The sequence below is a fragment of the Phreatobacter sp. AB_2022a genome, assembly GCF_026847585.1.
Taxonomy (GTDB): domain Bacteria; phylum Pseudomonadota; class Alphaproteobacteria; order Rhizobiales; family Phreatobacteraceae; genus Phreatobacter.
Window position 1 is genome coordinate 14,499 of sequence record NZ_JAPSET010000015.1, and the last position, 14,017, is coordinate 28,515.

General features: G+C 67.1%; 13 protein-coding genes. 7 read left to right on the top strand and 6 right to left on the bottom strand.

The features are described 5' to 3' along the window. Positions 1-4: 4 nt before the first annotated feature. Together OZ671_RS12765 and lgt are read right to left on the bottom strand one after the other, a co-directional pair. The gene (locus tag OZ671_RS12765) at positions 5-1,087 is read right to left on the bottom strand and encodes a class I SAM-dependent methyltransferase (protein WP_268861101.1); all 1,083 of its coding nucleotides are present in this window, start codon (positions 1,085-1,087) and stop codon (positions 5-7) included. Beyond that, positions 1,084-1,899 carry a prolipoprotein diacylglyceryl transferase gene (gene lgt, locus OZ671_RS12770; protein ID WP_268861102.1) on the bottom strand — a complete coding sequence of 272 codons (816 nt, stop codon included), beginning with the start codon at positions 1,897-1,899 and terminating at the stop codon, positions 1,084-1,086. Before lgt ends, OZ671_RS12765 begins: the two co-directional genes overlap by 4 nt. A 151-nt stretch (positions 1,900-2,050) precedes the next feature. Here lgt and OZ671_RS12775 point away from each other — a divergent pair, with 151 nt between their 5' ends. Beyond that, positions 2,051-2,320, top strand: a complete 270-nt coding sequence (locus OZ671_RS12775) for an accessory factor UbiK family protein (RefSeq protein WP_268861103.1) — start codon at positions 2,051-2,053, stop codon at positions 2,318-2,320. Positions 2,321-2,329: 9 nt separating this feature from the next. On the opposite strand, the gene OZ671_RS12780 is transcribed toward OZ671_RS12775, so the two are convergent. The 4 genes from OZ671_RS12780 to OZ671_RS12795 all read right to left on the bottom strand — a co-directional run bounded on the left by OZ671_RS12780 (position 2,330) and on the right by OZ671_RS12795 (position 5,883). Then, complete coding sequence (locus tag OZ671_RS12780; protein ID WP_268861104.1) at positions 2,330-3,034, bottom strand: hypothetical protein; 705 nt, start codon at positions 3,032-3,034, stop codon at positions 2,330-2,332. Positions 3,035-3,141: 107 nt separating this feature from the next. Beyond that, positions 3,142-4,032, bottom strand: coding sequence for a LysR family transcriptional regulator (locus OZ671_RS12785; RefSeq protein WP_038307660.1), 891 nt, complete (start codon positions 4,030-4,032; stop codon positions 3,142-3,144). Positions 4,033-4,065: 33 nt separating this feature from the next. Then, the gene (gene trxB, locus OZ671_RS12790) at positions 4,066-5,028 is read right to left on the bottom strand and encodes a thioredoxin-disulfide reductase (RefSeq protein WP_268861105.1); all 963 of its coding nucleotides are present in this window, start codon (positions 5,026-5,028) and stop codon (positions 4,066-4,068) included. A gap of 216 nt (positions 5,029-5,244) precedes the next feature. Then, complete coding sequence (locus OZ671_RS12795) at positions 5,245-5,883, bottom strand: 2OG-Fe(II) oxygenase (protein WP_268861106.1); 639 nt, start codon at positions 5,881-5,883, stop codon at positions 5,245-5,247. 243 nt (positions 5,884-6,126) lie between these two features. On the opposite strand from OZ671_RS12795, the gene OZ671_RS12800 reads away from it, so the two are divergent. The 6 genes from OZ671_RS12800 (at position 6,127) to greA (ending at position 13,948) form a co-directional block, all read left to right on the top strand. Further along, positions 6,127-6,606: an Lrp/AsnC family transcriptional regulator gene (locus tag OZ671_RS12800; protein WP_038307657.1), complete on the top strand. Its 480-nt coding sequence runs from the start codon at positions 6,127-6,129 to the stop codon at positions 6,604-6,606. A 28-nt stretch (positions 6,607-6,634) separates the two neighbouring features. After that, positions 6,635-7,537 (top strand): alpha/beta fold hydrolase, encoded by a 903-nt coding sequence (locus OZ671_RS12805; protein WP_268861107.1) that lies wholly within the window; start codon positions 6,635-6,637, stop codon positions 7,535-7,537. Between the two features lie 202 nt (positions 7,538-7,739). Then, the gene (locus tag OZ671_RS12810) at positions 7,740-8,939 is read left to right on the top strand and encodes an OpgC family protein (protein ID WP_268861108.1); all 1,200 of its coding nucleotides are present in this window, start codon (positions 7,740-7,742) and stop codon (positions 8,937-8,939) included. Further along, a complete protein-coding gene (locus OZ671_RS12815; RefSeq protein WP_268861109.1) occupies positions 8,936-9,721 on the top strand; it encodes an SGNH/GDSL hydrolase family protein in 786 nt (261 codons plus the stop codon). The genes OZ671_RS12810 and OZ671_RS12815 overlap by 4 nt, the downstream gene beginning before the upstream one ends. Before the next feature lie 306 nt (positions 9,722-10,027). Then, complete coding sequence (carB, locus tag OZ671_RS12820; RefSeq protein WP_268861110.1) at positions 10,028-13,357, top strand: carbamoyl-phosphate synthase large subunit; 3,330 nt, start codon at positions 10,028-10,030, stop codon at positions 13,355-13,357. Between the two features lie 114 nt (positions 13,358-13,471). Continuing rightward, the gene (greA, locus tag OZ671_RS12825; RefSeq protein WP_268861202.1) at positions 13,472-13,948 is read left to right on the top strand and encodes a transcription elongation factor GreA; all 477 of its coding nucleotides are present in this window, start codon (positions 13,472-13,474) and stop codon (positions 13,946-13,948) included. Positions 13,949-14,017 lie beyond the last annotated feature (69 nt).

Here is a 14,017-nt window from a genome sequence, read left to right on the forward strand (position 1 = left end):
GCGCCTAACTGTCAAACGCCGGTACGGCCAGACCCGGTGCATGGAGGACCTGCGCCTTGAACAGGGTGCCCATGCCCGTCGGCGCCGGATCGATCAGCCGTTCGACGGCCTCGAGCAGGGCCCTGGCCTTTTTCCGATTGGCCTGCATGAGCCCCTGCGTGCGGGCCTCGAGGCCGAGCATGAACAAGAGGTCGCGCTGGCGGACCGGACGGCTCGCGGCCAGCCCGGCCTCGCGCGCCGCCTCGCCGAGGGCGGCGAAATCGACATGGGCGGTGAGGTCGGCTTCTCCCGGCCTTGCGAGCGGATCGGCGAATGCGTGGGCGCGCACGGCCTGGAACGTGTCGCCATAGGCATGGCGGGCATGGCCGTAGTCGATGAACAGGGCCACCTGCGGGCCGTCCGGCAGCCGGGCGCCGAGGGTTGCGGCAAGGTGGCCGAAGGCCGGGCGGATTTCGGCGACCGCGCCCGGTGCCGGCGGTGCCGGGAAGCAGGCGAGCAGTGCGGCCGGTATGGGGTCGGGGGCAAGGCCGAAGGCGAGGCGCGCGCCGTCGAGGCCGACGACCCGCTCGCGCCAGCCGGCCGGCGTTGCGACGAATTGCCGGATCGGCAGCGCGTCGAGAAACTCGTTGCCGATGACGATGGCAGGCCCCGGCGGGACGCCGCCGAGATCGGCATGCCAGGTGGCGGTGATGCCGCTGGCCGCCACGGCCTCGCGCTGGAGCGCGGCGAGCCGCGGCGAGGTTTCGACGAGATGCAGGTCGATCGCGGCCCGGAAGGCGGGCAGGACGCCGGCTGCGCGCAGCAGGTCCTTGATCAGCGTGCCGCGGCCGGGGCCGCATTCGACGAGGCGGAGCGCCCCCGGCCGGCCCATGGTCTCCCAGGTGGCGGCGGCCCAGAAGCCGATCAATTCGCCGAAGACCTGGCTGATCTCCGGTGCCGTGGTGAAATCGCCCGCGGTGCCGATCGCATCGCGCGCCAGGTAGTAGCCGAAGCGCGGGTGGCCGAGGCAGAGCGCCATGTAGCGATCGAGCGGCAGCGGGCCTTCGGCCGTGATCAGCGCGGCGATCTCGGCATGGAGCGGGGTCATTGCGGCGCGCGGCGGGCCCGCAGCACGAGCCAGAGGCCGACGAGGATCGCCGGGATGGACAGGAGCTGGCCCATGGTGGCGCCGGCGAACAGGAAGCCGAGCTGCGGGTCGGGTTGGCGGAACAGCTCGCCGAACGACCTGGCGAGGCCATAGCCGATGCCGAAACAGCCGGCCATGAAGCCGGGCCGCTTCAGCCCGCCGGACCGGGCGATGACGAGCAGGACGATGAACAGCAGGAGCCCCTCGGTCATGGCCTGGTAGAGCTGGCTCGGATGGCGCGGATCGGGGCCGGCGGCCGGGAAGATGACGCCCCAGGGCACGGTCGTGGCGCGGCCCCAGAGCTCGCCGTTGATGAAATTAGCGAAGCGGCCGAGCATGATGCCGATCGGCGCGACGACGGCGGCGACGTCGATGAGGCTGAGGAACGGCACCTGGTTCTTGCGGGCGAAGACATAGAGCCCGACCACGACGCCGACGATGCCGCCGTGGAAGGCCATGCCGCCATGCCAGACGGCGATGATCTCGGCCGGATGGGCGACATAGTAGCTGAAATTATAGACCAGCACGAAGGCGAGGCGGCCGCCGAGAATGCCGACCAGCGCCGCCCAGACGATGGCATCGTCGATCAGTTCCGGCGCGAAGGGGGAGGTGCCGCCGCGCCAGAGCGCGGCATTGGCGACGAGCCGCTTGGCCAGCCACCAGCCGATGAAGAACCCGGCAATATAGGCGAGCGCGTACCAGCGGATCTGGAACGGCCCGATCTCGATCAGCACCGGGTTGAAGGACGGAAAGAGAAAGGCAGCGAACGGCATGGCGCGGGTTTGCGGGGGCGGCGGACGCCTGTCAAGCGGGGAACCGGCGAGGTCGCCGCCCGTGGCGTCCCGCTCACGAACTCTTGTCGCGAACTCTTGCGCGCGCGATGCCGGGCCCCCATACCCATCAGTTCATGCTGGAGACAAGGCCATGACCCAGACCACCGACCGGATCGCCGACGAGTTCGCCAAGTTCATGACGGACGCCGCGGGGCTCGCCCAGGGCTTCAAGCGCGAGGCCGATACTTTCGTCAAGACGCAGGCCGAGCGGCTCCTGCGCGACCTCGACCTGCCGACCCGCGAGGAATTCGAGGTGGTGCGTGACATGGCGGTGAAGGCGCGCGAGGAGAACGAGGCGCTGAAGGCCCGGCTCGATGTGCTGGAAGCCCAGCTCGCCAAGGAGGCAGGCAAGGCGAAATAGCGAGCCGGATCAGGCGCGCTCGCGCCGCGCGGCGTCGCCCCAGGCGGCGATCAGCACCTGCGGCGCGGTGGCGACGATGACGAGGCCGATGAGGCCGACGGTCTCGATCAGCCTGAGCGGCGCGCGGGGGAACAGGGCGTGGCCCTGTTCGAGCGTCGCCCAGCCCCAGGCCAGCGCCGCGCCCATGATCGCATAGGCGAGGAGCGCCAGGACAAGGCGCACCAGCCGTCCCCAGGCAAAGCCCCAGGACCAGTCGACGATGGCCCGGGCGAGGCCGGTGACGAGGCCGAGCATGACGCCGGCGATCGCGCCGCCGAGCAGCAGTCCGGCATCGGCGCCGGCAATCTGCCCCTCGACGATGGAGAGGCCGCCGCCCATGAGGCCGGGGCGGGCGATGATGCCGCCGAAGGTCGGATAGAGCGCGGCGGCCATGACCAGGGCGAAGGCCGGAATGAGCAGCAGCAGCCGTAGCAGGATGTTCGGCCGGTGCGCGACGAAGGCGACCACGACGAGCCGCATCAGCACGAAGACGATGGCGAAGGCGAGGGCCGGGAAGCGTTCGGCGAAATAGCCGAGGATGAGATAGGGGCTATCGACCGCCGCCTCGATCGTGCCGACGGTGAGGCCGGTGGCATAGGTCGCGATCACGGCCGCGACGGCGACGATGACGGGCGCGAGCGCGCCAATGGCCGCAGGTCGATCGATACCGGCCATTGCCAGCTCCCCGGGATTCCATGCCCGGGGATCAGCCTAGCGCGAATGTTCCTGCAAAGCCAAGATCTTGGCGCTCAGGATGGCCGGGCCGGGCGGAGCCTCGCGGATCAGCCGGGCCAGCGCTGCGCCTTGGCGACGAGGAAGTCGCGGAACACCTGGACGCGCGCCACCGACTTCAGCTCTTCCGGATAGACGAACCAGGCGTCCAGCACCGGCATTTCCTCCTCGTCGAGGATCTGCACGAGCCCCGAGCCGTCGCTGACGAGATAGTCGGGCAGGACCGCAATGCCGATGCCGCGCTCCACCGCGGCGACGAGGCCGACGATGTTGTTGATGCTCATGGCGAAGGGGCGCGGCGACAGGCCGTTGCGACCGGCGGTCGACAGCCAGGTGACGTTTTGCATGTAGTTCGGCGCGCGGCCGCCGAAGGCGAGGATGCGGTGGCCGTCGAGATCGGCGCCGCTTTTCGGCGTGCCGTGACGCTTGAGGTAGTCGGACGAGGCGAAAGCGTGGAACTTGATCTGGAACAGCTTGCGCTGAATCAGGTCCGGCTGCACCGGCTGACGCACGCGGATGCCGACATCGGCCTCGCGCATCGACAGATCCAGCTCCTCGTCGGTGAGGATCATCTTCAGCTGGATATCCGGATAGAGGTCGAGGAACTCGCCGATGCGCGGGGCGAGCCAGCCGGTGCCGAGGCCGGCGGTGGTCGCCACCTTCAGCTCGCCATGCGGCCGCTCCTTGGAGTCGGTCAGCTTGATCTTGGCGCTTTCGAGCTTCATCAGCACGTCTTGCGCCGTGTGGTAGAGAAGCTCGCCCTGCTCGGTCAGCACCAGGCCGCGCGCGTGGCGGTGGAACAGCGGAACTTTCAGGTCCTGTTCCAGCGACGAAACCTGTCGGGAGACAGCCGACTGGGACAGGCCCAGCGTGTCCGCGGCATGCGTGAAGCTGCCGGCGGCGGCCGCCGCGTGAAAGATCCGCAACTTGTCCCAATCCATTGGGCTCGTGCCTCCCTCGGAGTGCTGGCTGACTTATTCTGCGGCTTGGCGGATCGTCGCGTGATGGGCGAGAAACCGTTCGGCTTCGAGGGCGGCCATGCATCCCATGCCGGCGGCGGTGACCGCCTGGCGATAAATGTCATCGGTGACGTCACCGGCGGCAAAGACGCCGGGGACATCGGTGGCGGTGGAGTCGGGGGCGGTCCACAGATAGCCGGAGGGCTTCTGCTTGAGCTGCCCGACAAAGAGCTCGACGGCCGGCGCATGGCCGATCGCGATGAACACGCCGTCGACCTTGCGCGTCTCGGTCTCGCCGGTGCGCAGGTTCTTCAATCGTGCATGGGTAACCGCCAGAGGTGCGTCATTTCCGCTGACCTCCTCGAGCGTCGTATCCCAGAGCACCTCGATCTTGGGATGCGCGAACAGCCGTTCCTGCAGCATCTTTTCGGCACGGAAGGCGTCGCGCCGGTGCACGACCGTCACCTTGGAGGCGAAATTGGTCAGGAACAGCGCTTCCTCGACCGCCGTATTGCCGCCGCCGACGACCAGCACTTCCTTGTTGCGGTAGAAGAAGCCGTCGCAGGTCGCGCAGGCCGACACGCCGAAGCCGCGGAAAGCCTGCTCGGACGGCAGGTCCAGCCATTTGGCCTGCGCGCCGGTCGCAATGATCAGCGCCTCGGCCGCATAGACCGTGCCGGACTCGCATTCGATGCGGAAAGGCCGCGTCTTCAGGTCCACCCTGTTGACGTGGTCGGATACGATCCGGGTGCCGACATGCTCGGCCTGCTTCTGCATCTGCTCGACCAGCCAGGGACCCTGGATGACCTCGGCAAAGCCCGGATAGTTCTCGACATCCGTGGTGATCGTCATCTGTCCGCCGGGCTGGATGCCCTGGATCACGACCGGCTTGAGCATGGCGCGGGCGGCATAGATGGCCGCCGTGTATCCGGCCGGACCGGATCCAATAATGACAACGCGCTCGTGTTGGATGCCCATGGAGGACTCCGGGCCGTCGGGGGAACGGATGAGGAGGAAAGAGGGACGCGAGTCCGTAAGAACCCTATACTGTTATAGCCATGCACCCCGCGCAAGGCTCGTCCGGTGATTTTCGCTGATGGTGCCGATATGTTTAGTGAATAGATCAAAACGGCCGGGCGCGTTTTGCGCGCCCGGCCGTCGAATTGTCCCAATTCGCTTCGGGCGTGCGGCCGGTCAGGCGGCGCGGCCGGTGATGAAGCGGACGAATTTCTTGAAGCGGCTGGAGCGGGCGTGGCGGCCCTGCTCGTGATCGACGACCGACTGGCTGGTGACCCAGTTCATCTGGATGGCGCGGCGCTTGCCGGCAAAGGGCTCGTGACCGTGCCAGGACTTGTCGGAGCGCTTGAACACCAGGAGCGTGCCGCCGTCGGGCGGGATCTCGGCGGCGAAATCGTTGAGGTCGGTGCCGTTGTTGAGCACGCGCAGCCGACCGCCGTCGGAATCCCAGGCATCGTTCATGTAGAGCAGAACGGTGATGATCTTGGTTTCCGAATCGGTGTGGATCTTGCCGTCGGTCGCCCGGGTGAAGCCGCGCACCGTATACATGGTCGGCTTGCCGGCCAGGTCGATATCGAACTTCTCCTCGATCGCCTTGCGGAACGGCTCCTGGTCGAGCTCCTCCATCAGCCCGGCGAAATTGCCCTTGATGGTCAGGACCGAGGGCGGATGGGAGCCCGGGCCCGGCACGTCCGGATAGTCCTTCAGGACGTCCTGAAGCCGCTCGGGCCGCACGAAATTGCGCACCACCAGGTATTCGTAGGGCTTCGTCTCCAGCGGGGTCGCGCGCAGGCGTTCAATATCAATGAAGCTCATGGTCGAGGCTCTCGGTCGCGGTCAATGGGCCACCATATGGTGACATTGGCAGCCGATGTCCATGATCTCAACGGATTCGGGCTTTTGTTGTCGCCCGTGCAACAGGGTCGTTGCGCCCGGCGGGCCTGACGCGAAATTTTGTTGCGCGCCCGGTCGGGCTGAGCTATCGGGCTCACTCGATTTGTGGACTTTCGGTCTCGCTATTTCCCGCCTCGAAACCTCCCGATATTGGAGACGTGCCCCGTGAAGGCTCGCCTGGACGCGATCGATTGGAAGATTCTGCGGGAATTGCAGGCCGACGGGCGCATCACCAACGTCGAATTGGCGAACCGGGTCGGCATCTCCGCCCCGCCGTGCCTCAGGCGCGTCAGGGCGCTCGAGGAAATGGGCGTCATCCGCGGCTATCGCGGCCTCATCGACGGGCCGAAGCTCGGCTACGGCGTCACCGTCTTCGCTATGGTGCATCTGGCCAGCCAGGCCGAAGCCGATCTCAATGCCTTCGTCGCCAAGGTGCGCGGCTGGCCGATCGTGCGCGAATGCCACACGGTGTCGGGCGATTTCGATTTCGTCATGAAGTGCGTCGCGCCCGATCTCGCCAGCTTCCAGGCCTTTGTCGGCGAGCTCACCGCCACGCCCAATGTCCGCAACGTGCGCACCGTCCTCACCCTCAACCAGGTGAAGGACGAGGCGGCCGTGCCCATGGAAATCGCGCCCGCCGGCTGACCGGCGCGCCTCATCGCTGTGGATTGACGTGACCACGACATTCGCCGCCTCCACCGGGACGCGCCTCTCGGTCCCGCTCGCCGACGGCACGATGTCGGGCCTTGCCTGGGGCGAAAGCCGCGTGCCGCCCGATCTCCTGTTCATGCACGCCACCGGCTTCAACGCGCAGACCTATGCGCCGCTGCTCGAGCCACTGGCCGCCCGTCATGCCGTCGTCGCGCTCGACCAGCGCGGCCATGGCTTCTCGGACCTGCCGACCGATCCCGAAGGCATCGTCGACTGGATGCCCTATGCGCGCGACCTGATCGCCGTGCTCGACCGCTTCGTTTCCGCCGGGGCCCGGCCGCTCGTCCTGGCCGGCCATTCGATGGGCGCGGTGGTCTCGCTGCTCGCCGCCGCCGCGCGGCCGAAGGCGGTGCGCGGGCTCGTGCTGCTCGATCCGGTCATGATGAGCCCCATGCTGAGGCTCGCCGCCTATACGCCCTGGGGCCGGGCCAAGTTCAGGAGCTTTCATCTGGCCGTCGCCGCGGCGAAGCGGCGGGCGGTGTTCGGCTCGAAGCAGGAGGCGGTCGATACCTACCGGACCCGCAAGGCCTTCAGCACCTGGCAGCCGGGCTTTCTCGAGGCCTATGTCGACGGCGGCTTCGTGGCCGATGGGGAAGGGGTGCGCCTCGCCTGCGCGCCGATCTGGGAATCGGCGACCTTCGCCTCGCACCGGCACCGCTCCTGGGCGGCGTTGAAAAGCCTGCAGATGCCGGTGCATGTGATGGCTGCCGAGCGCGGCTCCACCGTCACCGGCGGCATCGGCAAGGTGCTGAAGGTCCAGCCGCGTGCGCAGGCCGAGGTGGTCGCCGGCACGACCCATTTCTTCCCGATGGAGCGCCCCGATCACGTGCAGGCGCAGCTCGCCGCCATGCTCGCGAAGACGTGACCGGATTTGCCGCAATGTGACCGGCGCGGTCAGCCCTCGGAAAGGGTGGCGTGCTAAGGATGGTCCACGGCTTTGCAGCACGGCTTGTCCGATGCGCGGGGAGCTTTGGCAGTTCGCCGCCGCTGCTGGCCGCACATGGCGGCCGGATGCCCCCAGCAGGCTCCGGCGGCCAGTCGGTTCAAGCGGGTGGACGAGCGGCGGCGTGAACGGATCGCCTACATTGACGGCCTGGTTCTGGCAGGGCGCGACGGCGCCCGGAGCGGGGCCGGCTGCGCGCGATTCCCGTGTCGACATCTTCCGGGGCCTCGCCCTGCTCATCATCTTCATCGATCATGTCGCCGGCAACTGGCTGAGCCGCGTCACGCCCTCGGCGATGGGCCTTTCCGATGCCGCCGAATATTTCGTCCTGCTCGCCGGCTATTCCGCCGCCTTCGCCTATGGCTCGGCCATCGACCGGCGCGGGTTGCTCGCGGGCTCGGCACAGGTCGTGGCCCGCATCTGGCGCCTCTATACCGCCCATCTCGGCCTGTTCATCTTCATGGCCGCGGCCGTCGCGCTGATGGCGCTGAAGGCCGGCAACCCGCTCTATTACGAGCACGTGGCGATCCTGCCCTTCTTCCAGGACACGGCCAATTCGATCCTGGCCATGGCGGTGCTGCTGTTCCTGCCGAACTATCTCGACATCCTGCCGCTCTACATCGTCCTGCTCGCCATGCTGCCGCTGCTGTGGGTCATGGTGCGCGTTGCGCCCGCGCTGGCCCTGGCCGCCTCGGTGGCGCTCTACGGGGCCGCCTGGTACCTGGAGCTCGCCATCCCGAACCTGCCGACCGGCGGCGTCTGGTTCTTCAACCCCTTCGCCTGGCAGCTCATCTTCACCGTCGGCCTGCTCACCGGCCACGCCGCACTCAACGGCGTCGGCCTCGGCCGTTCGCGCCTCCTGCTGGGCCTCGCGCTCGCGGTGGTCGCGGCAGGCCTCGTCAATGCCGCGCCCTGGGCGTTCATTCCGGGGCTCGAGGGCCTGGCGCTACCCGATCTCTGGCGGCTCGATCCGGACAAGACCAATCTGTCGCCGTGGCGGCTCGCCCACGCGCTGGCGCTGGCCTATCTCGTCATCCGCCTGGTGCCGGTCGATGCCGCCTGGATGCGCAGCCGCTGGGGCCGGCTCATCGACGATTGCGGACGCCAGTCGCTGCCGCTGTTCTGCCTCGGGGTGATCCTGTCGCTGGCCGGCACCTTCGTCTTTTTCGAGATCGGCCGCGGGCCGCTCATGCAGATTCTGGTCAATGTCGTCGGTCTTGCTCTCTTGCTTGGCGCCGGCCGTGTGCTTCAATGGTATAAGATGGCAGCGGTGAAGACGCCGGCGCGTGGGCCGGCGGTGCTGAGCGAGGTACGGTTTCGTTGACCCGCACCGGATGGATGACGGCCTGTGCGGCGAGCCTGCTCGTCGCAGCCTTGACCGTGCCCGCGGGCGCGCAGAGGGGGGCTGCTGCCGGCGCGGCGCGTTGCCAGGTGGCCAATCCGACACGGGCCCTCGGCCAGGAACTGGCGCAGGCCCGCGCCGCGTTCAGGGACGGGCGCGCTCTGACCATCGTCGCGCTCGGTTCGTCCTCGACGCTCGGGGTCGGCGCCTCCTCGCCGGACGCGAGCTATCCGGCCGTGCTCCAGGGCGAGCTCGCCAGGCTTCTGCCCGGCCATGACATCAAGGTGATCAATCAGGGGGTCGCCGGCAATTCGGCCCTGCAGATGTTCCACCGCATGGACGAGGACGTGGTCGAGGAGCAGCCGTCCCTGGTCATCTGGCAGACCGGGGTGACCGAGGCGATCAACGATATCGGCATCGACAAGTTCAAGCGGATCCTGCGCAAGGGCATCGCCAAGCTGCGCGAGGCGGGCATCGACGTCGTGCTGATGGACCATCAGCCGCTGCCGCAGGCCGAGCGCTATCCCATGTATCAGGACTATCTCGCCGCGCTGCGCGAGGTGGCCGCCGAGACCGAAACACCGGTGTTCCGCCGTTTCGACGTCATGACCGAACTGCTCGGCGACGGCCGGCTGAGGCAGGACGAGGTCTTCGCGGCCGATTCCCAGCACATGGTCGACGGTGGCTATTATTGCATCGGCATGGCGCTGGCCCGCAGCATTGCCGAGAAGCTGTCGCCGCGCGCCGCGGAAATGCTGCGCTAGGCTCCCCTTCGTCCCTTCGCGCCCTCGCATCCCGTCCGCCGGCCGCCAGCATTGGCTGGGCTGCCCGGCGGGCCGCGGAGATGCGGCCGGACCTTCGCCGATCGCCCGCCGCTGTCCCCAAGGCCGAGCGCGCGGCTTCCCATTGCCGGAAAAGCCGTCTATACGGGCGCCTTAATCACGCGACCCGACTTGAGAACCAAGGGTCATGCGGTTGCGGGAGGCTGGTCCGATCACCGGGGTCCGGCCTCTTTTTTTGCGCCGCGTGTCCTTGTCGAAAGCCAAGCCTTACCAGGGCCTTAAAGAACCATGCCGAAAAGAACCGATATCACCTCGATCCTGATCATCGGCGCGGGCCCCATCGTCATCGGCCAGGCTTGCGAATTCGACTATTCGGGCACCCAGGCGGTCAAGGCGCTGAAGGAAGAGGGCTATCGCATCGTCCTCGTCAATTCCAATCCGGCGACGATCATGACCGATCCGGACCTGGCGGATGCGACCTATATCGAGCCGATCACGCCAGAAGTGGTCGCCAAGATCATCGAGAAGGAGCGCCACGTGGCGCCCGGCGGCTTCGCGCTGCTGCCGACCATGGGCGGCCAGACGGCCCTCAATACGGCGCTGAAGCTCGAGGAGATGGGCGTTCTGGCCAAATTCGACGTGGAAATGATCGGCGCCAAGGCCGATGCCATCGACAAGGCCGAGAATCGCGAGCGGTTCCGCCAGGCGATGACCAAGATCGGCCTGTCGACGCCCAAGAGCCATGTCGTGCAGACTCTCGGCGCCGCGCTCGACGTGCTCGACGAGATCGGCCTGCCGGCGATCATCCGGCCGTCCTTCACGCTCGGCGGCACCGGCGGCGGCATCGCCTACAACAAGGCCGAATTCATCGAGATCTGCGAGCGCGGGCTCGACGCTTCGCCCACCACCGAGATCCTTGTCGAGGAATCGGTGCTCGGCTGGAAGGAATTCGAGATGGAGGTCGTCCGCGACAAGGTCGACAACGCCATCATCATCTGCTCGATCGAAAATCTCGACCCGATGGGCGTGCATACCGGCGATTCGATCACGATTGCGCCGGCGCTGACGCTGACCGACAAAGAATATCAGATGATGCGCGACGCCTCGATCGCGGTGCTGCGCGAGATCGGGGTGGAGACCGGCGGCTCCAACGTGCAGTTCGCGGTCAATCCGGACGACGGGCGGCTGGTCGTCATCGAAATGAACCCGCGCGTGTCGCGCTCCTCGGCGCTCGCCTCCAAGGCGACCGGCTTCCCGATCGCCAAGGTCGCGGCCAAGCTCGCGGTCGGCTACACGCTCGACGAGGTCCGCAACGACATTACCGGCGGAGCGACGCCGGCCTCGTTCGAGCCGACCATCGACTATATCGTCACCAAGGTGCCGCGCTTCGCCTTCGAGAAGTTCCCGGGCGCCGACCCGGTGCTGACCACGTCGATGAAGTCGGTCGGCGAGGTGATGGCGATCGGCCGCACCTTCCAGGAATCGCTGCAGAAGGCGATGCGGGGCCTGGAAACCGGCTTGACCGGCCTCGACGAGATCGAGATCGAAGGGCTCGGCAAGGGTGACGACAAGAACGCCATCCGCGCCGCCCTCGGCACACCGACGCCGGACCGGCTCCTGAAGGTGGTGCAGGCCATGCGGCTCGGCATCTCCAACGAGGAGATCCACTCCTATTGCCGCATCGATCCCTGGTTCCTCGCCCAGATCCGCGGCATCGTCGACAAGGAAGCGGAAATCCGCGCCAAGGGCCTGCCGACGACGGCCGGCGCGTTCCGGCGGCTCAAGGCCATGGGCTTTTCCGATGCGCGCCTTGCCGTGATCACGGCCAAGACCGAAGCCGAGGTCGCGCGCGCCCGCCGCGCCCTGGACGTGCGCCCGGTCTACAAGCGCATCGATACCTGTGCGGCCGAATTCGCCTCGCCCACCGCCTACATGTATTCGACCTATGAAATGCCCTTTGCCGGCCAGGTCGCCGACGAGGCGCGGCCCAGCGACCGCACCAAGGTCGTGATCCTCGGAGGCGGCCCGAACCGGATCGGCCAGGGCATCGAATTCGACTACTGCTGCTGCCATGCCTGTTTCGCGCTCGCCGATGCGGGCTACGAAACCATCATGATCAACTGCAATCCGGAGACGGTGTCGACCGACTACGACACTTCCGACCGGCTCTATTTCGAATCGCTCACCGCCGAGGACGTGATCGAGATCCTCGAACGCGAACAGAGCCGCGGCACGCTCAAGGGCGTCATCGTGCAGTTCGGCGGCCAGACCCCGCTGAAGCTCGCCCGGGCGCTGGAGGAGGCGCGCATTCCGATCCTCGGCACCTCGCCCGATGCGATCGACCTCGCCGAGGATCGGGACCGGTTCAAGCGCCTGCTCGACAAGCTCGGCCTGAAGCAGCCCAAGAACGGCATCGCCTATTCGGTCGAGCAGGCCCGGCTGGTGGCGGCCGAACTCGACTTTCCGCTGGTGGTGCGGCCGTCCTATGTGCTCGGCGGCCGGGCCATGCAGATCATCCACGAGGAAAGCCAGCTCGGCGACTACCTGCTGGGCACGCTGCCCGAACTGGTTCCGGCCGACGTCAAGGCCCGCTACCCGAACGACAAGACCGGCCAGATCAACACGGTGCTGGGCAAGAACCCGCTCCTGTTCGACCGCTACCTGTCGGACGCGATCGAGGTCGACGTCGACTGCCTCGCCGACGGCAAGACCACCTATGTCGCCGGCATCATGGAGCATATCGAGGAAGCCGGCATCCATTCCGGCGATTCGGCCTGCTCGCTGCCGCCCTATTCGCTGTCGCCCGAGACCATCGGGGAGCTCGAGCGACAGACCAAGGCCATGGCGCTGGCCCTCGACGTCGGCGGCCTGATGAACGTGCAATACGCGCTGAAAGACGGCGAGATCTACGTGCTCGAGGTCAACCCGCGCGCCTCGCGCACCGTTCCCTTCGTTGCCAAGGTGATCGGCGAGCCGATCGCCAAGATCGCTTCGCGCGTCATGGCCGGCGAGAGCCTTGCCTCGTTCGGCCTGGTGCCGAAGGCGCTGAAGCATATGGGCGTCAAGGAGGCGGTGTTCCCCTTCGCCCGCTTCCCCGGCGTCGACGTGCTGCTCAGCCCGGAAATGAAGTCGACCGGCGAGGTCATGGGCCTCGACCGGACCTTCCCGGTGGCCTTCGCCAAGAGCCAGCTCGGCGCGGGAACCAAGGTGCCGACCGAAGGAACCGTGTTCGTTTCGGTGCGCGACCAGGACAAGCCGCGCATTCTCGATGCCATCCGGTCGCTGCACGATCTCGGCTTCAAGATCATTGCCACGTCGGGCAACCACCGCTATTTCGCCGAGCAGGGCGTGCCCTCCACCAAGATCAACAAGGTTCTGGAAGGCCGGCCGCATATCGTCGACGCGATCAAGAACGGCGGCGTGCAACTGGTGTTCAACACCACGGAGGGCGCACAGGCGCTCGCCGATTCCCGCTCGCTGCGGCGCGCCGCCCTCTTGCAGAAGGTGCCTTACTACACCACTCTGGCAGGAGCCATTGCGGCCGCGCAGGGCATCAAGGCGTTCCTTGAGGGGGATCTCGAGGTGCACGCGCTGCAAAGCTATTTCGATCGCTCCTGACGCAGTCGGGCGGCAATCGAAGAAAAAAGGCGTTCGCGTCACCAAGGAAGGCTCGCGGGTCGGCGTCCTCGGCCCCGCGGCCTCTTTTTTCGTCATTGAAAGGTCAGGGCGAACATCATGGACAAGATTCCGATGACCGTCGGCGGCTTCGCCAAGCTCGAGGCCGAACTGAAGCAGCGTCAGCAGGTCGAGCGGCCGCGCATCATCGCGGCGATCGCCGAGGCGCGCGCGCACGGCGATCTCTCCGAGAATGCCGAATATCATTCGGCCAAGGAGCAGCAGTCGCATAACGAGGGGCGGATCGTCGAACTCGAAGCGATCATCACCCGTGCCGACGTCATCGATGTCACCAAGCTCTCCGGCGATACCGTCAAGTTCGGCGCGACCGTCAAGCTGATCGATGAAGATACCGAAGAGGAGCGGGTCTGGCAGATCGTCGGCGACAGCGAGGCCGACGCCAAGGCCGGCCGCATCTCGATCTCCTCGCCACTCGCCCGCGCTCTGATCGGCAAGAAGGCCGGTACGAGCGTCGAGGTGACGACGCCGAAGGGCGCCAAGAGCTACGAAGTGCTCGAGGTCAGCTGGGGCTGACCTTCACGAGGCCCGGCCCTTCAGGCCGGGCCTGACCATCCTGAAAAACTGCCGATTTTGTCGCCCTCT

Excerpts from the sequence above, each read along its gene's own strand:
- trxB (WP_268861105.1), bottom strand. The coding sequence starts at position 5,028 with ATGGGCATCCAACACGAGCGCGTTGTCATTATTGGATCCGGTCCGGCC.
- OZ671_RS12785 (WP_038307660.1), bottom strand. The coding sequence starts at position 4,032 with ATGGATTGGGACAAGTTGCGGATCTTTCACGCGGCGGCCGCCGCCGGC.
- carB (WP_268861110.1), top strand. The coding sequence starts at position 10,028 with ATGCCGAAAAGAACCGATATCACCTCGATCCTGATCATCGGCGCGGGC.
- OZ671_RS12780 (WP_268861104.1), bottom strand. The coding sequence starts at position 3,034 with ATGGCCGGTATCGATCGACCTGCGGCCATTGGCGCGCTCGCGCCCGTC.
- OZ671_RS12765 (WP_268861101.1), bottom strand. The coding sequence starts at position 1,087 with ATGACCCCGCTCCATGCCGAGATCGCCGCGCTGATCACGGCCGAAGGC.
- OZ671_RS12775 (WP_268861103.1), top strand. The coding sequence starts at position 2,051 with ATGACCCAGACCACCGACCGGATCGCCGACGAGTTCGCCAAGTTCATG.
- OZ671_RS12795 (WP_268861106.1), bottom strand. The coding sequence starts at position 5,883 with ATGAGCTTCATTGATATTGAACGCCTGCGCGCGACCCCGCTGGAGACG.
- lgt (WP_268861102.1), bottom strand. The coding sequence starts at position 1,899 with ATGCCGTTCGCTGCCTTTCTCTTTCCGTCCTTCAACCCGGTGCTGATC.